Annotated in this window: 13 protein-coding genes; 7 read left to right on the forward strand and 6 right to left on the reverse strand. The window is 64.8% G+C overall.

The annotated features are described in order from the left end of the window. Positions 1–3 precede the first annotated feature (3 nt). The 6 genes from ACA046_RS15845 to ACA046_RS15870 form a co-directional block, all read right to left on the reverse strand. A complete protein-coding gene (locus ACA046_RS15845; RefSeq protein WP_459021084.1) occupies positions 4–783 on the reverse strand; it encodes an ABC transporter ATP-binding protein in 780 nt (259 codons plus the stop codon). Positions 784–809: 26 nt separating this feature from the next. Next, on the reverse strand, positions 810–1,877 hold the full coding sequence (locus ACA046_RS15850; protein ID WP_375378906.1) for a FecCD family ABC transporter permease: 1,068 nt from the start codon (positions 1,875–1,877) through the stop codon (positions 810–812). Beyond that, positions 1,874–2,989, reverse strand: coding sequence for an ABC transporter substrate-binding protein (locus tag ACA046_RS15855; protein ID WP_497676991.1), 1,116 nt, complete (start codon positions 2,987–2,989; stop codon positions 1,874–1,876). Before ACA046_RS15855 ends, ACA046_RS15850 begins: the two co-directional genes overlap by 4 nt. Then, the gene (locus tag ACA046_RS15860; RefSeq protein ID WP_497676992.1) at positions 2,986–3,837 is read right to left on the reverse strand and encodes a PepSY-associated TM helix domain-containing protein; all 852 of its coding nucleotides are present in this window, start codon (positions 3,835–3,837) and stop codon (positions 2,986–2,988) included. The genes ACA046_RS15855 and ACA046_RS15860 overlap by 4 nt, the downstream gene beginning before the upstream one ends. Positions 3,838–3,842: 5 nt before the next feature. Further along, positions 3,843–6,071: a TonB-dependent siderophore receptor gene (locus tag ACA046_RS15865; RefSeq protein WP_497676993.1), complete on the reverse strand. Its 2,229-nt coding sequence runs from the start codon at positions 6,069–6,071 to the stop codon at positions 3,843–3,845. Between the two features lie 135 nt (positions 6,072–6,206). Further along, on the reverse strand, positions 6,207–7,109 hold the full coding sequence (locus ACA046_RS15870; protein ID WP_010169525.1) for an AraC family transcriptional regulator: 903 nt from the start codon (positions 7,107–7,109) through the stop codon (positions 6,207–6,209). A 351-nt stretch (positions 7,110–7,460) separates the two neighbouring features. On the opposite strand from ACA046_RS15870, the gene ACA046_RS15875 reads away from it, so the two are divergent. Genes ACA046_RS15875 through ACA046_RS15905 form a run of 7 tightly spaced genes read left to right on the forward strand, consistent with a single transcriptional unit; the run spans position 7,461 to position 23,286 of the window. Further along, complete coding sequence (locus ACA046_RS15875; protein WP_497676994.1) at positions 7,461–9,113, forward strand: (2,3-dihydroxybenzoyl)adenylate synthase; 1,653 nt, start codon at positions 7,461–7,463, stop codon at positions 9,111–9,113. Further along, on the forward strand, positions 9,106–10,854 hold the full coding sequence (locus ACA046_RS15880) for an ABC transporter ATP-binding protein (protein ID WP_497676995.1): 1,749 nt from the start codon (positions 9,106–9,108) through the stop codon (positions 10,852–10,854). Before ACA046_RS15875 ends, ACA046_RS15880 begins: the two co-directional genes overlap by 8 nt. Beyond that, on the forward strand, positions 10,851–12,608 hold the full coding sequence (locus ACA046_RS15885; protein ID WP_497676996.1) for an ABC transporter ATP-binding protein: 1,758 nt from the start codon (positions 10,851–10,853) through the stop codon (positions 12,606–12,608). Before ACA046_RS15880 ends, ACA046_RS15885 begins: the two co-directional genes overlap by 4 nt. Further along, positions 12,598–16,005, forward strand: a complete 3,408-nt coding sequence (locus ACA046_RS15890; RefSeq protein WP_497676997.1) for a non-ribosomal peptide synthetase — start codon at positions 12,598–12,600, stop codon at positions 16,003–16,005. Before ACA046_RS15885 ends, ACA046_RS15890 begins: the two co-directional genes overlap by 11 nt. Continuing rightward, a complete protein-coding gene (locus ACA046_RS15895; protein ID WP_497676998.1) occupies positions 16,002–21,425 on the forward strand; it encodes a non-ribosomal peptide synthetase in 5,424 nt (1,807 codons plus the stop codon). Before ACA046_RS15890 ends, ACA046_RS15895 begins: the two co-directional genes overlap by 4 nt. Next, positions 21,422–22,510, forward strand: a complete 1,089-nt coding sequence (locus tag ACA046_RS15900; protein WP_497676999.1) for a saccharopine dehydrogenase NADP-binding domain-containing protein — start codon at positions 21,422–21,424, stop codon at positions 22,508–22,510. The genes ACA046_RS15895 and ACA046_RS15900 overlap by 4 nt, the downstream gene beginning before the upstream one ends. Next, a complete protein-coding gene (locus ACA046_RS15905) occupies positions 22,507–23,286 on the forward strand; it encodes a thioesterase II family protein (RefSeq protein ID WP_497677000.1) in 780 nt (259 codons plus the stop codon). The genes ACA046_RS15900 and ACA046_RS15905 overlap by 4 nt, the downstream gene beginning before the upstream one ends. Positions 23,287–23,294: the final 8 nt, after the last annotated feature.

Here is a 23,294-nt window from a genome sequence, read left to right on the forward strand (position 1 = left end):
CGGTTATCCAAGGGCAGGAGAAAAGGGCAGTCGTGCATCCACCATCACCAGCGGGCGGCCATGCACCTGTTCCAGGCGGCCACTCACACCATAAACGTTTTTCAGCAACGCCTGATTGATCACCACTTGCGGTGGCCCGGCAGCGGCCAACTGACCGTTGTGCAACACCACCACCTGATCACTGAAGCCCAGGGCGAGGTTGATGTCGTGCACCACCACCAGGGTGATCAGGTTGCGTTCGCGGGTGGCCTGGGTGATGGCTTCCACCACCTGGCACTGGTGATACAGGTCCAGGGCGCTGGTGGGTTCGTCCAGCAGCAATACCCGAGGCTGGCGCACCAGGGCCTGGGCCAGGCCCACCAGTTGGCGCTGGCCACCGGATAGCGCATCGATCGGGCGGTCGGCGAGGGCGGTCAGGTCGAGGTCGGCGAGGATTTTTTCCACTCCCTTGAGCACCGCCGGGCTCGGCCGCCCAGGCGCAAAACCCGCGCCGCGATGGCCGGCCATGGCCGCACTCAGTACCGCTTCGAAGGCGCACAGGCGCGTGCGTTCCGGGAGACTCTGGGGCAGGTACACCACTTGTTGCGCGCGCTCGACTTGCGGCAGGCGATTGAGATCGACACCCGCCAGCCAGATCTGGCCGTGCGCCTTGTGCAGCCCGGCGATGCCACGTAACAAGGTCGACTTGCCGGCAGCGTTGGGGCCGATCAGCGCGGTGATGGTGCCGGGCAGTAACGCCGGCAGGTGAATGTCCTGCAGTACGCTGCGACTGCCGTAGTGCATGCTCAATGCTTGTGTGCTTAATCCGGTCACAGGGCACCTCGGCGGTTACGCATCACAATCGCCATGAAAAACGGAATCCCCACCAGTGCGGTGACAATCCCCACCGGAATCAACACGCCGGGCATCAGCGCCTTGCTGGCAATCGACGCCATCGACAGGATCAAGCCACCGCTGAGCACGCTCGCTGGCAGGAACAAGCGGTGATCTTCACCGACCAACAGCCGCGCGATATGCGGAGCAATCAGCCCGATAAAACCGATGGTGCCGACGAACGAAACCGCCAGCGCCGACAGCAGGCTGATGCGCAGCAACGACAGCACCCGCAGGCGGCCGACATCAATCCCGAAACTGCGGGCGCGTTCCTCGCCCAGGGTCAAGGCAGTCAACGCCCAACTCTGACGCAGGGAAAACGGCAGGCACAGCAGCAGCGCTGCGGCGAGGATCGCGAGCTTTTCCCAGGACGCCCGGGCCAGGCTGCCCAGGGTCCAGAACACCAGTTGCTGAAGGCTGTCCTGGCTCGCCACAAACTGCAGCAGTGCCACCAGCGCATTGAACGCAAACACCAGGGCAATCCCGAACAGCACCAGGCTCTCCACACCAAACCCACGCCAGCGTGCCAACAGATACAGCAATGCCACCGATGCCAGCGCGAACAGAAAGGCGTTGGCCGAAATCAGGTACTGCGCCGGCACGCCAGGAATGCCCAGCCCGAGCACAATGGCCAGAGCTGCGCCGAAGGCAGCGGCGGCGGAAACGCCGAGGGTGAACGGGCTGGCCAGCGGGTTATCCAGCACCGTCTGCATTTCGGCGCCGGCCAGAGCCAGTGCCGCGCCCACCAGTACCGCCATCAACGCGTAGGGCAGGCGCACGTTCCATACGATCACCGCCTCCACCCGGGGCATCGAAGCCGGGTCCCACAGCACTTGCAACAGGCGCGTCAGGCTCATGCCGGAAGGCCCGGTGGTGATGTCCACCGCCAGGGAAACCACCAATGCCAACGCCAGCGCCGACAGCAGCAATACCCGTCGTCCATGGCGGTGGCGATAGCGCTCACCTGCGCCATCGGCGCTCGCACAGGCTTGCACCTGCGTCATGGCACAAGGCTCGTGGTGAATACGCCGCTGGCGGGAATCGGCATAAAGCGCCGGTACAGTTCGGCTCGGGTCTGTTCCGGATCGAGGTCGGCGAACAACTCAGGGTGCAGCCACTTGGCCAGGGCCTGCACCGCGATCAAGTGTTCCGGCGAGTCATAGAAAATATGCCAGAGGCCATGCACATTGCCTTCACGTACCGCCCGCAGTTCATTCAGCGGCGCGCGCTGGGACACTTGCTTGAGACTGTCGTTGGCCTGCTGCGGCGTGGCCGAATAGCCGAGGGTCACACCGCCCTGGCCGTGGCCGAACACGCCGGTGGCGACGTACACATCCGGGTCGCTGGACAGGATGTACTCGACGTTCAATGTGCCGATCGGGCCGGGAATACGCCCGTCGGCGATGTTCTGGCCACCCGCGAGCTTGATCATTTCCCCGAAGTTGCCGGTGCCCGGCGAACCACAGCAATCCTGCAGGCCGGCCAGCATGTCGATGAAGATCTTCGGCCGTTTTACCGTCCCGGCCTTGGCCAGGGTATCGGTGACCTTGGCCAGCGAGGCCTGGTAAAACGCGATGTAGTCCTCGGCTTGTTGATTACGGTCCAGGGCCTTGCCCAGCAGGCGCATGCTCGGCACCGTGTTGCTCAGCGGGTGGTCGCTGAAGTCGACGAAAATCACCGCCACGCCGGCCGCTTCCAGCTGCTTGACCGCCTCGCTGTCGGGGCTCGGGCCATGGCCACCGCTCAAGGCCATGATCGCCAGGTCCGGGTGTACTGCCAGGGCTTTTTCCACACTGAAGGTCTCGGCGGAGGTACCGCCTACCAACGGTACGTTGTCGGCTTCAGGAAAGTGCTTCTGGAACGCGGCGTAACCCTGCACGTCCAGGCCGCGAAAATCCCCTTGCCAGCCGGCGACGCGGGTAAACGGGTTCTTGCCTTCAAGGAGCGACAGCGAGTAGATCATCCGGCCTTCGCCCAGCAGGATATGCGAGACCTTGTCCGGTACGTCGACCTTGCGCCCCGCCAGGTCGGTGACGGTGTGGGCGCAGGCCAGGCCGCTCATCAACAGGCCAAGACCGAGCAGCAGGCCGCGTTGCAACAACAGAGGGTGTTTCATGAACGATTTCCTTGAACAGTTGGGCGCACGTGGCGGACGCGTTTGCGCCACCACAACAACAGCCCGGTGAGATAGAGCAGCGGCAATGCCAGGCCGCAGAGAAAGGCCAGGGCCGCGCCGGGCAAGCCGAGCAACAGGTGGCCGTGGGCGGCGGAGAACAGCGGTTTGATCGCGGCGGGGTTGGCGAAGAACCAATCGGGCCGGGCCAGCCAGGCGCCGCTGCCGGCAATCACCGCCAGCGGCAGGCACAGCCAGGCGGCTGCGACGTTATGCCATTCCCGCAGTCGGCGCAGGCCCTGGCTGCCCGGGCGCAAGCTGGCGGCTTTCCACCAGCTGCGCCGCCCCGGCCACCACAGGTACAGGCCGCTGCCCACCGAGCCCAGCAGCACCAGGCCACAGGCAAACAGGGCGATGGCGCCAATGGGCGGCGGCAACAGCAGTGCTCGGTGCAGCGCCACCAGCTTCGCCAGCCACAGGTCATCGAACACAAAGAATGCCCGTGGCTCGGCGCTGTAGGGATCGATCATCGCAATGCCGATGCCGGGCCGATCCTTAAGGGCACCGAAGACGATCGCGTTGTCCGACTCCAGGAAACCCTGGCGCGGTTTTGCGGCGCCAAAGACTTTCTGGAATTGTGGGTAGGCACTCATTGCCGTGCTGATCCACTGCGCGTCATCCAGCAGTGCGCCGTGTTCACCTGGAGCCAGGTCCAAGGCCTGGCTGCCGACCTCCCAGCGCAGGATCGGCCCCTTGAGTTCCAGCAGCGCACCACTCAAGCCAATCAAGGCCAGCAGCAGGCCGACGCTCAGCGCCAGCCATCGATGCACGCGAAGCCACCACCCACGCATGGCGGTTACCAGCGATAGCGCAGACTGGCGATGACACTGCGGTCATACCCGGCACTGCAACTGGAGAGGGAGCAGCCTTCGTAATAGTGCTTGTCGGTCAGGTTGGTGGCATTCACCGCCAGGCGCAGGCCCTTGGCCGCCGGGATCAGCTTGTCGAAATCGTAGTGCACCGCCGCGTCGAGCAAGGTGTAGGAGGGCACACTCACAGTGTTGGCAGCATCGGCCTCGGTGGAACCGATATAGCGTACGCCAACGCCAAATCCGAGCCCGGTGAGCGGGCCAAAGGGCAGGGTGTAATCGGCCCACAGCGAGGCCATTTTTTCCGGGGTATCGGTGGGGCGGTTGCCCTTTTCCAGCGGGTTGTTGCTCTTGCTGACTTCGGCGTCGTTGTAGGTCAGGGTTGCCAGCAGGTCCAGGCCCTTGGCGAGGCTGGCCTTGCCTTCCAGCTCCACGCCGCGCACGTTGACCTCACCGGTCTGCACGCTGTTCCGCGGGTTGCTCGGGTCGGTGGTCTTGACGTTCTGCTGGGTCAGGTCGAACAGCGACAGGGTGATATAGCTGTCGATCCCGGGCGGCTGGTACTTGATGCCGACTTCCGACTGTTTGGCGGTGCTCGGTTTGAAGCTGGTGCCGTAGAAATCAGTGCCGAGCACCGGGTCGAACGAGGTGGCATAGCTGATGTACGGCGACAGGCCGTTGTCGGCCAGGTAAACCAGGCCTGCACGGTAGGTGAACTTGTTGTCGTCCTGCTTCTGCCCGGTGTCGGTCAGGCGGTTGTCGGTGCGCGCACTCGAATGATCCTGGCGACCGCCGACGGTCAGTACCCAGCGGTCGTTGAAGGTCATCTGCTGCTGGGCGTAGAGCCCGGTCTGGTCGGCGCGCTGCAAGGTGCTCGCGAATGGCGTGTTCGGCGCGAACACACCCCCGTGCACCGGGTTGTAGATATCGATCGACGATGCCGCGCCGCCGTTGAGGTAATAGTCTTCACGGGTGCGCCGGTAATCGACCCCCAGCAGCGACACCATCTGCACCTCGCCAAGGTTCCAGCGAGCCTGGGCGTTGTTGTCCAGGGAGTACACGTCGCCGACGATGCGGAAGCGGTAGGCCGCCCGGTTCAAGGTGCGCAGGTCCGGCGCCAAGGACATGCCGCTGGCGGTGTTGGTCAGCAGGTTGACGTGGCCATAACGTGCGCTGGAATTCAGGCTCCACACATCGTTGATCCGGTGCTCCAACAGGTAGCCCAGCGAGTATTGCGTGCGGCCATTGTCCAGCCCCGGCTCGTCTAGAAAGACGTTGTGTTTGACCTTGCCATTCGGGTTCGGCTTGAGCGTGCCCACCGTCGGCAGGAACACCCGTGGCGCGCCGAACTCGTCCTCGGAATAGTCAGCCAGGACGGTCAGGCTGGTGTCGTCGTTCGGCCGCCAGGTAAACGACGGCGCGATGAAGGTTTTGTCGTCCTTGATGTGATCGAACTGGGTACCGCTGCTGCGCTCCAGGCCCACCAGGCGATAGAGAAACTGGCCCTGGTCATCCAGTGGCCCGCTGAAATCGAACTGGCCCTGGGCGCGGTCGAAACTGCCGCCCTGGACCTGCACCTCATGGAACGGTTGGTCCAGGGGCCGCTTGGTGATCTGGTTGACCACACCGCCCGGTGCGTTCTGGCCGAACAGTACCGAGGCCGGGCCCTTGAGCACGTCGATGCGTTCCAGGCCATAAGCTTCAGCTTTTGGCCAGGCCTGGGAGGTGGTGCCGCGCAGACCATCGCGCAACATGCCGGTGCTGGTCACGTCAAAGCCGCGAATCGACAGGTTGTCGAAGCGCTGGCTGGCGGCGGTGGTGTTGGCCTGTACGCCGGCGGTGTAGCGCAACGCTTCAGTCACCGATTGCACTTGCTGCGCGTCCATTTGGTCGCGGGTGACCACCGAAATCGATTGGGGAATTTCATTCAGGGCCGTGTCGGTCTTGGTCCCGCTGAGGCTGCGCTTGGCCACGTAGCCGGCCTGCTGCCCGGTGGGGCTGTCGGCCTGGGCGCCGGTGACCACGCTGCTGTCGAGCACCAGGGCGTGATCGGTGTCCGCCTCGGCGGCCAGCACATGGCTCATCTGGGTCAGCGACAGGCCCAGGGCCAGGCCATGGACCAAGGTTGCCAAGGGCTTGCGACTGGTTTTCAAGTGCGGGACTGCGGTATCGATTGGCAAACCTGGGGTGTCTCGGTACAGAACGCGGGTGCCCATGCTTCACTCCATGATGAGGTGTTCAATGCGAATGCAAACGTATCTCATCTAGGTGGTGTGACGCAGGGCTATTGCTTTGGGTCGAGCGACCATTTCTTTCGTTTGCGGGGCGGGGCAGGAACTTTCGCAAAACCCTCAGCGCAACGCCTTGGGCGAAACCCCGAAACGCTTGCGAAACGCCGTGGAGAAATGCGCCGGGCTGTAACCCACGCGGTACGCGGCGCTGGACACATTGGTCTCGCCGCTGGCGAGCAGGCGATAGGCTTCGGCCAGGCGCTGTTCCTGCAAGTACACGTAGACACTGGTGCCGAATACCTGACGAAAGCCCGCCGTCAATTTGCGTGGGTTAAGGCCGACTGCGCGAGACAGCTCGGCCAATGACGGCGAAGCCTGCAACGAACCGAGCAGCAGGTCGCGGGCGGCATGAATGCGTTCGATGTCCGCTGAGTTGCAATGGGATTCCTGCACCGGGCGCGACTCGGTTTGCGCGAGGATGCCTTCCACCCCCAGTGCTGTCAGCTCCAGGGCCTTGCCGCCCAGATAGAAGGAGCGGGCAGGGCCCTGCAACGGGCAGGTGAAAATCTGTTGGGCAAGGGCGAGCAACGGTTTGCTCGCGGGCTGACAGAACATCATCGGCCCGCCGCCGCGTTTATCCAGCAGGCGTTCAGGCTCCAGGCCAACGCTGCGAATCGACGGGAAATCCAATTGCACGGTGGTGTAGCGCACCGGCACGCCGCTGGCGAACAAGTGGTCGCCGCAATGTTCACCCTGATTGGCCACGGCACACAGGGTCGGCCCGCGAATCTCCACTTCCTGCTGGCCTTCGACCCGGCAATTGAGTTGGCCGCTGAGCACCAGGATGATCTTCAAACCTTGCCACAGCGGCTCTTGCATCCACATCTGGCTGTCCATCAACACGGTCCCGGCGGACAGGGTGATTTCCGGCACGACGGTGGCGGCACCCGTGTTCAAGGTGTTGGGAAAGTTGAGGGTGAAATCCCTTTGGGTCGGTAGCGGCGCAGCGTGTGGGCTGAGCATGGCGGACTCCCTGTGAACCGGAAAAGAGGGGCATACGCTAGCAGGAAATTTCCTACCTGTAATTAAGAATGATTATCCTTTAGCCGAAAGCCCGGACCACGCCTCATCGCTGCAGGCCGCAGAAACTCACGCTGTAGCGCAATCAAAAGAAAAAGCCGCGCAAACGAATGTCCTGCCGGTTGCCGTGCTGCGGCTTTTGCCTATTAATAATCACTCTCATTTCCGCAGCCCTTGGCGACTCATGGATGAACCGCTCAATGACGCATTCTCCCTAGCCTTTTCACCTTTGTCCCGCAGGCCTTTTGTTCACGGCATCGGCCCCTTATTGCCGAAAAAAACTCTGGAGACCCCATGACTTTCATTGACGACTGCCCCGATTGGCCCGAAGCGTTTGCCCAACGCTACCGCGACGCCGGCTATTGGCGCGACGAGACCTTTGGCGACCTGCTGCGCAACGCCGCCCGCACCTTTGGCGAGCGTGAAGCGATCACCTATGGAACGCTGCGGGTGAGCTATCGCCAACTGGATCAACGGGTCGATCAACTGGCCAGCGGGTTCTCCCGGCTGGGGTTGATGGCAGGGGACAACGTGGTGGTGCAACTGCCGAACTGCGTGGGTTTTGTCGAAGTGTGCTTCGCTCTGTATCGCCTCGGCGTACGGCCAATCTTTGCTTTACCGGCCCATCGTCATCTGGAAATCGGCCGCTTCTGTGAGTTTGCCCAGGCCAAGGCATACCTCTGCGCTGACGTCACGGCAGGCTTTGATTATCGCGGCATGGCCCGTGGCTTGAAGGCGGCCCATGGCGACCTTGCGTGGGTGATCGTGGCCGGTGAGGCTGAAGAATTCATCGCGCTCGAAGACCTTTATCTGGACGACCCGCAGCCAACCTTTTCTGCGCCGCCCGCGGATGCCGTCGCGTGTTTCCAGTTGTCCGGTGGCTCCACCGGCGTGCCGAAACTGATCCCGCGTCGCCACAATGAATACCTCTACAACGTGCGGACCAGCGCCGAACGTTGCGGCCTGACCGACGCCACGGTGTACCTCGCCGCGCTGCCCATGGCCCATAACTTTCCCATGTGCTGCCCGGGGTTCATGGGCACCTTGCTGATGGGCGGCCGCGTGGTGTTGAGCGCCTCGCCAAGCGCCGAAACCTGCTTCGCCCTGATCGAGCATGAACGCGTGACCCATACCGCGCTGGTGCCGCCACTGGTGCTGGTCTGGCTGGACGCTGCCCAGGCGCGCGGGCATGGCCTGCCGGGCTTGCAGTTGCTGCAAGTGGGCGGCGCCAAGCTGAGCTTTGAAGCGGCACGCCGTGTGGCGCCCACCCTTGGCTGTCGCCTGCAGCAAGTGTTCGGCATGGCCGAAGGGCTGATTTGCTACACCGATCCCAACGACCCGCCACAACGGGTCTTGCACACGCAAGGCCAGCCAATGTCCCCGGCCGACGAAATCCGGGTGGTGGACGACAACGAACAGGACGTGCCGCAGGGCCAGGTCGGCCAGTTGCTGACCCGTGGGCCGTACACGATTCGCGGTTACTACCGGCATCCCGCGCACAACGCCCAGGCGTTTACCGCCGACGGTTTCTACCGCACCGGCGACCGGGTAATGCTCACCGACGACGGCTACCTGATGGTCGAAGGTCGCGACAAGGACGTGATCAACCGCGGCGGCGAAAAAATTGCCGCCGAAGAAGTCGAAAACCTCCTGCTCAGCCATTCTGCCGTCGCCGATGTGGCCTTGGTGGCGATGCCGGACGCCTACCTCGGCGAACGCACCTGCGCCTTCGTGATTCCCCGTGGCACGGCACCGCGCCCGCCGGAACTGCTGCGCCATCTGCGTGAGCAAGGGTTGGCGGCCTTCAAGCTGCCGGACCGCTTCGAATTTATCCCCGGTTTCCCGCAAACCGGCGTGGGCAAGGTCAGCCGCAAGCACCTGCGGGAGGCTATCCAGCAGTTGTATTTCGGGGCAAAAAAACCTGAGGGAAGCGCCGCCCGTGGCTGATCAAGACTCGCTGCGTGAACTGCTCGCGCCTGTACGTGGCCGGCTGATCGGCGCCATGCTGCTGCAAGCCATGGCGACCCTGATCGGCCTGCTGCCGTTGATCGCGGTGGCGGAACTGGCGCCGTTGTTGCTGGACGGAAAACTCGATCTGCACGATGGGTTCTGGTGGTTGTTGGCCGGTGCCGGCGCTTTGCTGTTGCGCATGCTCGGGCTGGCTGCTGCCTTGCAGATGACCCACCTGGCCGACAGTGACCTGCAACGCCAGGTTCGCCAACGGCTGGCCGCGCATTTGGCGCGGGTTCCGCTGGCTTGGTTCAGCGCCCGTGGTGGGCAAAAAGTCGACCGTGTTTTGCTCGACGACGTAGGTGCGCTGCATCAACTGGTGGCGCACCTGCCAAACAACCTCGCCGCCGCATTGGTGGCGCCTCTGGCGTGCCTGTTGTACCTGCTGACGGTGAGTGTGCCGATGACCGTTGTGGTGCTGCTGCCTCCAGCGCTGGCGCTGTGGCGACTGCGAGCCTTGCGCTCCCAGGCTTATCGGGATGACCAGAAGGCACTGGGCGCCGCGCTGGGCAACCTGTCCCTGGCCACCCAGCAATTTGTGCAGAGCATCGCCATGGTCAAGTCATTCGGCCGGGCCGATCGGGTGCAGTCAAAGTTCTTCGGTGCGGTGGAACGTTTCGCCAGTTTCTTTTCCTGCTGGGCCCAACGCTGGGCCGGGCTTGGGGCGAGTGTCGAGGTGCTGCTTTCGCCGTTGCTGGTGCTGGCCCTGGTGCTGTTGGGCGGTGCGTCGCTGGTGGCTTGCGGTTGGCTGATGCCGGTGCAACTGCTGCCGTTCCTGCTGCTGGGGCCAGCCCTGGCAGCGCCGGTTGCGGCCATCGGGCATGGCGCCGATGCACTGGTGCAGGGCCGCATGGCCGCCAGCCGTATCGCCACCGTGCTCAACAGCGCGACGTTGCCGCAACCTCGCGAATCCCGCGAGCCCAAAGGCCGCCAGGTGAGCTTTGAAGGCGTGGACTTTCGCTACCCCGACGGCACGCAGGTGCTGCATGACATTGACCTGGATCTACCGCCCGGCACGCTCACTGCCTTGGTGGGGGATTCAGGTGCCGGCAAGTCCACCCTGGCCACCTTGCTTGCGCGCTTTGCCGACGTGAGTGCCGGCGCGATCCGTATCGGTGGTGTCGACCTGCGGGACATGCACAGCGCCACCTTGTATCGCCAGGTCGCCTTTGTGTTCCAGGATGTGCGTCTGCTGCGCACCAGCGTCCTCGACAACCTGCGCCTGGCGCGCCCCGACGCCACGCAAATCGAGGTGGAAGCCGCCGCCCGGGCCGCGCAGATTCACCAGCGCATCCTCGCGCTACCCCAGGGTTATCACACCGTCCTCGGAGCCGGCGTGCAGCTGTCCGGCGGTGAAGTGCAACGCCTGGGCATTGCCCGGGCGATGCTCAGTGAAGCGCCGATCCTGATTCTCGATGAAGCCACCGCCGCCAGTGATCCTGAATCCGAAGCCGCGATCCAGCAGGCGCTGTCTCGCTTGGCCCGTGGCCGCACGGTGCTGGTAATCGCCCACCGCTTGAGCAGCATCCAGGACGCCGACCAGATCGTCGTGCTGCAAGGCGGGCGGATTGTCGAGCGCGGTACGCATCACGGCTTGCTGGACCAGCAGGGCACTTACGCCGGGCTGTGGGCCGCTGAGCAGTTTTCGGCGGCCGCACTGAAGAGGGCACGGGCATGATTCGCGCGCTGTTACGCAGCCTGCAACCCCGTGAAGCCGGCTTGTTGCGGCGTGCGCTGATCGCGATGGCTTTGAGTGCGTTGGCCCAGGGCGCAGCGTTGGCGTTGTTGCCGATGGCCTTTGCCCAGTGGTTCGGAAACACCACCCCTTGGGCCTGGGCCATCGGTTTCACCGGCATGGCCTTGTTGTGCCTCTGGCTGCGCCGGTATGCCCAGCTGGCGGGCTATCGCGCCGGTGCCGAAGCAGCCCAGGCGTTGAACCGACGCATTGGTGACAAGCTGGTGCAACTGCCGCTGGAATGGTTTGTGGAGCGGCGCAGCGCTGAACTGAATCGCCTGGTGACTCACACCGTGCTGCAAATCATGAGCACCCCGGCGCACCTTTTGCAGCCAATGGCCAATGCGCTGTTGACGCCTTTGGCACTCCTGCTGGCGCTGTTTTTCTACGACCGCTCCATGGCGTTGGCGGCACTGGCCGCGTTGCCGTTGCTGGTGCTGGTGTACCACTGGGGCGTGCGCTGGGGCGGGCAAGCTGAAGTACTGAGCGAAGCCGCAGCCAATGAAGCGGCGGCCCGGGTGATGGAGTTTCTGCGCCAGCAACCGTTGCTGCGCTCCAGCGGGCGCACCGAGCAAGGCTTCGACCTGCTCACCGAGGCCCTGGCCCAGCAGCAACAGGCACAACGTCACGCCCACTGGCGCACCTTTCCCGCCGCGCTGGGTTTGGCTGTGGTGTTGCAGGCTGGCTACAGCGCCATCCTGTTATGCGGCCTGTATGCCGTGCTGGGTGGCACCCTCGATGCGGCGAAGTTCCTGGCGCTGGCGATTCTCGCCACCTGCCTGGTGGAGCCAATGGGCGCGCTGGTCAACCTCGGCACCACGTTGCGCCAGACCCGCCACGCCTTGAATCGCCTGCGCCACCTGCTGCAGATGCCGGGGTTGCCTGAACCTCTCGAACCCCAACCTGCCCTGGGTTACGACGTGCAAGTGCGGGACGTAGGACTGGTCCGCCAGGGCCAGGCGATCTTGCAAGGCATCGACTTCACGTTGCAGGAGCGTTCGCTGAACCTGGTGGTGGGGGCGTCCGGCTCCGGCAAGTCCAGCCTGTTGCGCCTGCTGGCGCGCTTCAGCGATGTAAGCAGTGGCGCGATTCACCTCGGCGGTGTCGACCTGCGGCAACTGTCGGCCCTGGCCCGAGATACCCAGGTCGCCTTGATGTTCCAGGACAGCCCGCCGTTGCCGGGCAGCCTGCTGGACAACCTGCTGCTGGGCCGCCCCGACGCCAGCGAAGAACAATGGCAGCACGCCGCCCGCGCCACCGGCCTCGACCGCCTCGCCGAACGCCTGCCCCAGGGCTGGCACACCGTGCTGGGCGAGCAGGGCGTCAGCCTGTCCGGCGGCGAACGCCAATGCCTGGCGTTGTCGCGGGTGTTACTCAAGGACGCGTCGCTGATCCTGCTGGACGAGCCGACCGCCGCCCTCGATGCCATCAGCGAGGCGCGGGTCAATCGCACCCTGTTGCAACTGGCCCGCCGGCACACGGTGGTGCTGGTCACCCACAAACCGACCTTGGCGCCCCATGCCGACCAGATTCTGCTGCTCGACCACGGCCAGTTGGCCCAGGTCGGCCGCCATGACGCGTTGATGGCCACGCCCAGCCGTTACCGCGAGTTGTTCCACGAGCGCGAAGCGATCAATCGCTGGCGCTTGCGCCCAGACCCTATCGTTCCCCAAAGGACCGTCCCCCATGACCGATAACCCATCACTGGCATGCGTTCATCCTGCACCCGGCGGCCTCGCACACAGCCCCGAGGCGCTGTGCGCTGGTGTCGCGCAGTTGCTCGACTATGCCCCCCAGGACCTGGAGTCCGATGCCTCGCTGATCGAGCAGGGCCTGGACTCGGTGAGCATGATGCGCCTGCCGGCCTTGCTCGCCCGCGAAGGTGTGCAGGTGAGCTTTGCCGAACTGATTGAGCTGCCGACCCTTGAGGCCTGGTGGTTGCTGATCGACCGCCGTCGCGGGCAGGCGACGCACCTCAAGCCCGTCGCCATCGACAACGATTTCGCCCTCACACCGTTGCAGCAGGCTTACTGGTTTGGCCGCGACCCGGCCATGCCGCTGGGGGGCGTTGGCTGTCACCTGTATCAGGAACTGGACGGGTATCAGGTCGACGCCCAACGCCTGGAAAGCGCGGTGATGCGCCTGACTCAACGCCATCCCATGCTGCGCGCCTGTTTCCCGAACGCCACTTGCCAGCGCGTGCTGCCGACCAGCCCGTGGCCTGGGTTGACCGTGCATGAACGGCCGGATGAGTTGGCCTTGCGTGAGCGCCTGGCGCACCGCTGCCTGGATGTGCGCCAGGGCGAGGTGTTCGATGTGCAACTCAGCCGCTTGCCCGACGGCCGCAGCCGGGTGCACCTGAACATCGATTTGCTGGTGGCGGACGTCCTGAGTATCAGCGTACTGCTGCGGGATCTGGCGCTGATCTACAGCGGGCAAGAGGCGCAGCTGCCACGTCTGGAGTGGGATTTTGCCCACTACCTGGGCGCCACCCGAACCAGCGATGCCGGCGAGCGGGACTACTGGCTGCAACGCCTGGATGACCTGCCCGACGGCCCGCAACTACCCTTGGCACAAGAGCCGCAATCCCTCGGCCCGCCGCGTTTTCGTCGCCTGGCGATGCGCCTCGGCCGCGCCCAGTTGCGAGCCCTGGAAGACCAGGCCCGGCAACACGGCCTGACCCTGGCCAGCGTGCTGTGCTGCGCCTATACCCAAGTGCTGGGCCGCTGGAGCGCCAGCCAGCATTTCCTGTTGAACGTGCCGCTGTTCAACCGCCAGGAGCTGCACCCGTGCGTCCCGCATCTGCTGGCGGATTTTTCCAACCTGGTGCTGCTGGAGATCGACCAGCGCCAGGCGGGTTCTTTCGCGCAGCAGGCGCAAGCCCTGCAACGCCAACTGCACCGCGACATCGCCCACAGCGCCTGGCCCGGCGTGGAAGTGCTGCGTGAGTTGTCCCGCACCCGGCAAGGCGGCGCCCCCGTAGTGTTTGCCTGCAACCTTGGCGAAGCGTTTGTCGACGCCACTTGCCGGCAGCACCTGGGCGAACCGGGCTGGGCCTTGTCGCAAACGCCCCAAGTGTGGCTTGACCACCAGAGCTATCCGCTGCCCGATGGCCTGTTGCTCAACTGGGACGGGGTAGATGCGCTGTTCCCCGAAGGCCTGCTGGACGAAATGTTCACCGCCTATGGCGACATGCTGGCGTGGCTGTGCACCGGTGACTGGCGCCAACCCGCGCCGCTGCCGTTGCCCCAAGGCCAGCAAGAGGTCCGCGCAGCGGTCAACCACACGCCTTGGGCCCATGACAAAGGCTTGCTGCACGATGGCTTTTTCCAACAGGCGCAGGTGCACCCGCAGCGGGTGGCATTGATCACCGAGGACGCTGAGTTGAGTTACGCCGAGCTGGCGGCCCAGGCCCTGCAAGTGGCAGGTGCCCTGCGCCAGTGGGGGATTGAACCGGGTGATACGGTGTCGATCACCTTGCCCAAAGGCCAGGCGCAAATCGTCGCGGTGCTTGGCATATTGGCGGCGGGCGCGGTGTATGTGCCGGTGGGTATCGAACAGCCGGCAGCCCGTCGCGACATGATCTATCAACGCGCTGCGGCCAAGGTGGTGATCACCGATGCGGCCCACCGTGATCGCGGTGTATGGCTGGCGGACTTGCAAGTGGTGGACCTGGCCCAGGCGCGTTCGGCCACGGCCCTGAAGCAACCGATCGAGGTGGCGCCGGACGCACTGGCCTATGTGATTTTCACCTCCGGCACCACCGGCGAACCCAAGGGCGTCGAGGTTTCCCACCAGGCGGCGTTGAACACCGTCGCCGCGATCAACCGGCGTTACCAGGTGGGCGCGGATGACCGTGTGCTCGGGGTTTCCGCCCTCGATTTCGACCTGTCGGTGTACGACCTGTTTGGCCTGCTGAGTATCGGTGGCGCCGTGGTGCTGCCAGCGGATGCGCGGCGCAAGGAGCCGTCTGAATGGTTGCGGCTGATCCGCCAGCAGCGCGTGACCCTATGGAACTCGGTACCGGCGTTGCTCGACATGCTGACCCTCAAGGCCCGCGAGCCGAATGCCCTGAGCGGATTACGCCTGGCGATTGTCTCGGGTGACTGGGTCGGGCTGGACCTGCCACGCCGCCTGCGATTGGCAGCCGGCGAAAGCGCCCGGTTCGCCGCCCTCGGCGGCGCCACTGAAGCTGCCATCTGGTCCAACGTCCAGGACGTCGACGAAGTGCCGGCTCACTGGCGCTCGATTCCCTACGGCAAACCCCTGGATAACCAAAGCTTTCGAGTCGTCGACAGCCAGGGCCGCGATTGCCCGGACTGGGTGGCGGGGGAGTTGTGGATCGGCGGCGCCGGGGTTGCCCAGGGCTATCGGGGCCTGACGCATCTCAGTGCCCAACGCTTCGTCGAGCACGCCGGGCAACGCTGGTACCGCACCGGCGATCAGGGCCGTTATTGGCCCGACGGCAACCTCGAATTTCTCGGGCGCATGGACCAGCAGGTCAAGGTCCGTGGCTTCCGCATCGAACTCAGTGAGATCGACGTGGCCCTGGAACGCCATCCGGCCGTCAGTCGTGCCGTCACCCTGGTGTTGCCCGGGGCCAACCCGCAGTTGGCAGCAACCCTGATGGGCGACGCGCTGCCGGATGCCGAAGCCATGCGCCAGTGGCTCTGCCAATGGCTGCCGGAACACATGTTGCCGGACCACTGGCTGAACCTCACCGAACTGCCCCTGAACGCCAACGGCAAGGTCGACCGCGCCGCACTGCTGTGGCTGGTGCAGGAGCAACGCCAGGGCGCCAGACCCGAGCATGAAGACGCGCCCCAAGGCGAAGCCGAACAACTGTTGGCCGGGCTCTGGGGCGAATTGCTCGACATTCCCCTGGTGGGTCGCAACCAGGGCTTCTTCGCCCTCGGCGGCAACAGCCTGTTGGCCGCTCGCCTGATCGAACGTATTGCCCGGCAGTTCGACGTCGAACTGTCGCTGAAGGACTTTTTCAACGCGGCCACCGTCGCCCGCCAGGCCCAATGGCTTGTCGCCCGACGGGAACAGGACCACGTCAACCGGAACGCAATGGTGGAGGGTGCGCTATGACACTGCAGCAACTACGACAGGACCTCGAAGCACTGGGTGTGGAACTCTGGGAAGAGCAGGGCCGCCTGCGCTACCGGGCGCCCGCCGGAGTGATGGATGAAGGCCGCCTGCAACAATTGCGCGAACACAAGGACGCGTTGTTGCAGCAATTGATGGAACCGGTGATGCCCACCGTCTCGGCCGACCTGGCCGCCCGCAGCGAACCGTTTCCGCTGACCGACGTACAGGCCGCTTACCTGATGGGCCGCACCCAGGCATTCAGCTACGGCGGGGTGGCGTGCCACGGTTACCTGGAATTTGAACTCAAGGCGCTCGACCCGGCGCGCCTGGAGCAGGCGTGGAACCATCTGATTGCGCGTCATGACATGCTGCGGGCGGTGGTGCTGGAAGACGGCTACCAACAAATCCTGCCCCAGGTGCCGCATTACCTGATCGCCCGGCATGACCTGCGCGAAGACGACGGCCGTGCAATGGCCGCTCTGCGCGAACGCATGGAAATTCGCCAGGCCTCGTCCCAGCAGTGGCCGCTGATCGAGTTGTGCGTCAGCCAGGGCCGTGAACATGCGCGCCTGCATCTCTCAGTGGATCTGCTGGTGTGCGACTACCAGAGCGTGCGCATGCTGTTGGCCGAGTTGCAGCAGGTCTACCGTGGGGAAGCCTTGCCGTCGGCGGCGCCCATCAGTTTTCGCGACTATGTCTTGGGCGAGCGCCGGTTCCGGGAACAGCCGCGTTACCAGCGTGACCGCCAGTATTGGTGGGCGCGGGTCGACAGCCTGCCCGGTGCTCCGGAATTGCCCATGCAGGGTGCTCCCAGCGGACCGCGTTTCGAGCGCCGCGCCCTGAACCTGGAGGCCCGGGATTTCAATGCCCTGCGCCTGAATGCAGCGGCGGCCGGCGTGGGTGTGTCGGCGGCGATTCTTTCCTGCTATGCCGAAACCCTGGGGCGCTGGAGCCGCAAGGGGCATTTCTGCTTGAGCCTGACCTTGCTCAATCGCCTGTCGCTGCACCCGCAGGTCGATCGGCTGGTGGGGGATTTCAGCTCGGTGGAATTGCTGGAAGTCCAGACCCTGCAAGGCGGCAGCTTTGGTGAACGCAGCCAGCAATTGCAGGAGCGACTGTGGCAAGACATGGACCACCGCCTGTGTTCCGGCATTGAAGTACTGCGCGAACTGGCGCGGCGCAAAGGCCGTGATGCGGCCTTGATGCCCTATGCCTTCACCAGCACCCTGGGCGCCGGGGGCGAAAGTGGCGGCGGGGCATTTATGCCCGGCGCAGAACTGGTGCACGGCATCAGCCAGACCCCGCAAGTGTTGATCGATTGCCAGGTCAGCGAGCGCGACAACGGCCTGTTCATCAATTGGGACATTCGCCAGGGCGTGTTCAACGAGGCCATGCTGGAAGCGATGTTCGACACCTTCGAGCGCCTGCTCAAGCGCTTGGCGCGGGAGCCTTCGGCCTGGACCCTGGACGATTGCCTTGAACTGCCGGCACCCCAGCGACTGGTGCGGGAGTTGATCAACCAGACGGCGCAACCGATTCCCCCAGGCTTGCTGCATGAACCGTTCTTTCGCCAGGCCCGGGCGCAACCCCAACGTGTCGCCCTGATCCAGGGCGCGCGACAGCTCACTTACGCGCAACTCGCCGCCCGTGCCGAGGCGATTGCCGAGCAGTTACTGGATGGCGGTTGCCAGCCCGGCGAGCGGGTCGCGGTGTGCATGGAAAAAGGTATCGACCAGGTGGTCGGTGTACTCGGGATCTTGCGGGCCGGCGCAGCGTACCTGCCGCTGGACACTAATCAGCCAATGGCGCGGCGCGCGTTGATTCTTGAGAACGCCGAGGTCAGCCGGGTGCTCAGCCAGTCGTGGTTGAGCGAGGACCTGGCCTGGCCCGCCGAAGTCACTCAGTGCATACCGGTTGATCAGGCCGCAGCCACTGCCGGACGTGAACTGCCAACGCCGCAGGTGACACCGCAACAACTTGCCTACGTGATCTACACCTCCGGCTCCACCGGGATTCCGAAGGGTGTGATGATCAGTCACCAGGCGGCCCTCAACACTGTGGTCGATATCAATCAGCGCTTCGCCATCGGCGCCGAAGACCGGGTACTCGCCTTGGCCAGCCTGGGCTTCGACCTGTCGGTGTACGACATCTTCGGTTTGCTTGCGGTGGGTGGCGCCCTGGTTTTGCCCGACGCACGGCGCCGCGCCGACCCCTCCCACTGGGCCGAGTGCGCCCGCGAGCATGGTGTGACCCTGTGGAACTCGGTGCCCGCGCAGCTGCAGATGCTTGCCCATTACCTGCAAGCCGTGCCGGCGGCGGCACCTCAGAGCCTGCGCCTGGCCTTGCTGTCCGGCGACTGGATCCCGCTGAACCTGCCCGCCGAGATCGCTGCGTTGTTGCCTAAGCTGCAACTGATCAGCCTGGGCGGCGCGACAGAAGCGGCGATCTGGTCGATTGCCTATCCAATCACCGAGGTGGACGCACAATGGCGCAGCATTCCCTACGGCGCGCCGCTGGCCAATCAACGCTTCATGGTGCTCGACGAACAAGGCCGCGATCGCCCGCAAGGCGTTGCCGGTGAGCTGTTCATCGCCGGCACGGGGTTGGCCATGGGGTACCTGGGGGACGCGGAGAAAACCGCCGAGCGTTTTATCGAGCATGCCCACAGCGGCGAGCGGCTGTACCGCACCGGCGACCTGGGGCGCTACCTTGAAAGCGGGTTGATCGAGTTCCTTGGCCGTGAGGATTTCCAGGTCAAGGTTCGCGGGCATCGCATCGAGTTGGCGGAAGTCGAAAGTGCCTTGCTCAGTCATCCTCATGTCGAATCGGCCGTGGTGGTCGCTGCGGGCGAGGGCGCGTTCGAGCGGCGTTTGCAGGCCTGCGTGCGCGGGACTTTGCGTGATACCCCACTGCCTTGGCCGGCCCGGTTGGCACCCAACGCCTTGGCGGCGGCCAACGGCGTGAAAGGCCAACTGACGGAAGCGCTGATCACGCAGATGTCCGATTGCGTCGAGCGTGCTGCGTTGCTCTCCATGGGCCTGGCCCTGCAACGCCCGGGGCTGTTTGATCAACCGGGCGTCGAGCACGACCTGGCCCAGATCATGAGCCTGTGCGAGGTGGCGCCACGCAACGAACGGTTGATTCGCCGCTGGTTGCAAGCGCTGCATCGCGAGCAACTGGTAGACCGCAACCCAGGCACCGGCGCCTATTCGTCACTGCGGGTCTCGGGCGCTGAGTACCGTCAACTGTGGCAACGCATCGAGGCGCTGGAACCGAGTGTGGGCTGGGGCGGTGAAGTGCTGCGCTATCTGCGGGAAAGCCAGGAGCAATTGCCTGCTTTGATGAGCGACCGGCTCGACCCGTTGCACCTGCTGTTTCCCGAAGGCCGTACCGACACCGCCGAAGGCGCCTATCGCAAGAACCTGATCAGCCAGTACCTGAACCAGGCGGTGTGTGCGGCGGTGCAGGAAATCGCAGCACTGCAACCGGCGGGCCGGCGTCTGCAGTTGCTGGAAATCGGCGCAGGCGTAGGCGGCACCAGTGCCGACCTGATTCCGGCCCTGGACGGCTTGGCGGTGGACTACCAGTTCACCGACCTGTCGCAGTTTTTCCTCAACGAAGCGCGGGAGCATTTTGTCGAGTTTCCGTGGGTCAGCTACGGGCTGTTCGACCTGAACCTCGACCACTGGGCCCAAGGTATCGCCGCCAACTCCCTGGATGTGATTCTGTGTGCCAACGTGCTGCACAACTCGCGGCACGCCAGCCAGGTACTCGCCCGGCTGCGGGAAATGCTCGCCCCCGGCGGCTGGCTGATCTTTATCGAAGCGACCCGCGACACTTACCAGATCATGGCGTCCATGGAGTTCAAGGAAGGCCTGACCGCGTTCGAGGATTTCCGCGCCGAGCAAGACACCACGTTCATCCGCCGCGAGCAGTGGCAGCAACTGTTGCAGGAAGCCGGCGCGCAGACGCCGCTGTGCATGCCGGCAGCCGACGATGCCATGTCACAGATCGGCCAGCACCTGTTCATCACGCGCTTCAAGACCGAGCGCCAGACCCTTGAGCCGGAGGCGTTGCGCGCGCATCTGGGCCAGCGCCTGCCGGATTACATGGTGCCCACCGAGTGGCGGGTACTGGATGACATGCCGCTGACGGCCAACGGCAAAGTCGACCGCCAGGCGTTGGCCAACCTCGGCATGGCCCAGGCCACGCAACAGGCCAACAGCGGGGCTGCACCGCTGGATGCGCTGGAGCGCAGTATCGCCGAGGTCTGGCAAACCCTGTTGCGGGTGCCCAGTGTGGGCCGTGAACAGGGCTTCTTTGAGTTGGGCGGTGATTCATTGCTGGTGGCGCAGGTGGTTGGTCGCCTGCGGGAAAGCCTGCCCCAGGCCCGAAACGTGCCCTGGGGGGATTTGCTGCGCCAGTTGATCAACCAGCCGACCGTTGCGGCCCTGGCGGATTACCTGCGGGGGCAGGGCAGCGAGCGCCTGTCGCCGCTGGTGCGGATTCGTGAGGAGGCGCAAGGCCCGGCGCGGATCTTTGTCCATGACGGCAGCGGCACCCTGGCACCGTATCGCGCGCTGTTTGCTGCACTCGGGGAAGAAGCACCACTGGAGGGGCTGGTGCTCAATGATGTACCGGGTTACCTGGCCCTGGCACCGGCCACGGCGATTCGTGAACTGGCCGAGCGTTATGCCGACACCTTGCACGCCGAAGGCCGGCGCCAGGTGAGCATCGTCGGTTATTGCCTCGGCGGGTTGCTGGCGACGGAGCTGGCGTCATGCCTCGCGGCGAGGGACATCGAGGTGCTGCAACTGACAGTGATCAGCAGCTACCGCGTGCCGTTCATGATCGAGGATGACCTGCTGGCGGAGTACGTGTTCGCCCGCGTGATGCAGGCCGACCCGCACACCCTGGGTTACCCGGTGGATGAACAGGCGATGGAGCGGGCGATTGCCAAGGTGCTGCGCCAAACCCCGGGCCGCGTGCCCCAAGGTGCATTGCTGGCGCTGCAGGATGAGCCCGACTGCGCCACGGCCCTGGCCTGCCTGCGGGCCCTGGCATCCAAGTCGGCAGATGAGCGCTTGCAGGCAATTGCAGACGCGATGCGCCACGCCGGCTCGCAACTGAGCGACCTGGACTGGCTGCGCGAGCAATTGCAGGTGCTGCGCCACAGCCTGGCCGCCGTCGCCTTGCATCAAGCCACGCCTTACGACGGTGACATGGTGTTTATCCGCCAGTGCGGTGAAGTTCAGGTACTGCCCGGCATGCACCGCGACATGAGCCAATACTGGCAAGCCCTGTGCCTTGGCGAATTGCAGGTGGTGGACGTGCCGGGCGACCACTTCAGCTGCATGCAGAGCCCGCAGGTCGAGGCCGTGGCCCGCGCGTTCGAACGGCTGGCGCAGGTGGCGGCATGAGAGTCGGGATTGTAGGCGGCTATGGGCATGTCGGTCGGCAGGTTGCGCGGGTGCTGGTCGGTCATTGCCGCTTGCGCCTGGGCGGTCGCGACCCTGGGCAAGGGCAGCGTTTTAACGACGGCGAGTTGAACGGGCAGGCCGAGATCCGTGAAGTGGACCTGTGGGACGCCCAAAGCCTGGCGGCGTTTTGCGGCGGCTGCGACCTGCTGATCAATTGCGCGGGCCCCAGCTACCAGGTGCTCGACCGGGTGGCGCTGGCAGCATTGGCCAGCGGCGCCGATTACATCGATGTCGGCGGCGATGATCCGCTGCACCAGCTGTTGCCCGCTCAGTTGCCGCCGGGTCGTCGTGTGGTGTTATCAGCCGGCATGTTGCCGGGGCTGTCCGGGTTGTTTCCCAAGGTGCTTGCGGCGTCGTTCGAGCGCGTCGATGCCGTGCGTTGCTATGCCGTCGGACTTGGGCGGTTGTCGACAACGGCGGCCGAGGACTTTCTATTGAGCCTCGGCAACGGCTATGGCCAGGCCTCGATGGGCTGGTGCGATGGCCGAGCAATCAAGTCCACCGTACTCGTCGATGAACACTTCGAACGGCCCTGGCTGGTGGGCGGTCCTGTAACGGCCTACCCGTATCTCACCACTGAGCAGCAGCGCTTGTTTACTGACTTGCGGGTGCGCGAAGCCCAGGCCTACAACCTGTTCGACGGCGGCCACCTGCGGGCCGCACTCGGGCGCATTCAGGGCTCGCCACCGGCACTGCGGCACACGGCAGAGAATATTGCCGCGCTGGTACAGGCCAGTGCGCTGGACCTGGCAGGGCGCACGCCTTACCAGTTGCTCGCAGTGGAAATGGAAGGCCTGCAACACGGCGAACCGCAGCAGGCCACCGCCTGGTTGCGTGCCGCCGACGGCTCGGCGTTGACCGGCACAGTGGCGGCAATCTGCGCCCTGCAACTGGCCCAACTGCCCGTAGGCACGCACTACGCTGCACAGGTGATGGACGCCGATGACTGCCTGCGCCAGATGCTGCGCTGGTTGCCGCAGACCCGGATCCACGTCACCACTGAACTGGAGGAGGGCGTGTTATGAAGAAAATCCCCAGCCCATGGCTGCGACGTTACCCGCAGCATCAAACGCCGCGTTGCCGATTGGTCTGCCTGCCCCACGCCGGCGGCAGCGCGGGATTTTTCAGCGGTTGGCAGGCACTGTTGCCGGCCGACATCGAACTGGTCAGCGTGCAATACCCCGGCCGCGAAGAGCGCCTGAGTGAAACCTGGCCCGGCAGCCTGGAATGGATGGCGGGCACGATTACCCGGGCGCTGTGGGACCTGTCCGACCGGCCGCTGGTGCTGTTCGGCCACAGCATGGGTGCGGCGCTGGCCTATGAGGTGACGCGGCGCCTGAACCGCCAGGGCAAAGACCTGCAACGGCTGATCGTCTCCGCCCATCCGGCCCCTCACCGGCAACGTCACAGCCAATTGCACCAGGGCCCGGATGCCGGTTTGCTGGCGGATGTGCGGCGCCTGTCGGGTGGTGCGCCATCACCCCTGGACGAACCCGAGATGCAGGCACTTTACCTGCCCGCATTGCGCAATGATTACCGCCTGATCGAAAACTACCGCGGCGATATCAGCGAGCTGCTGGACGTGCCCGTGAGCGTGTGCCTGGGCAGCACCGACCGCGAAGTCGATCGGGAGGAAGCCCATGCCTGGTCGGAAGTGACGCGCCAGGTCGCCGACTTTCGAACCTTCAACGGCGGGCATTTTTACCTGCGCGACAGCCAGGCCGACCTGATCGAGCACCTGGAACTCTTGTTGGGCAGCCCCGCCGAACCGGCCTGGCAGTGCTGGCCGTCGACCCCATGACCGGAGAA

The sequence above is a fragment of the Pseudomonas sp. LBUM1641 genome (assembly GCF_059716235.1).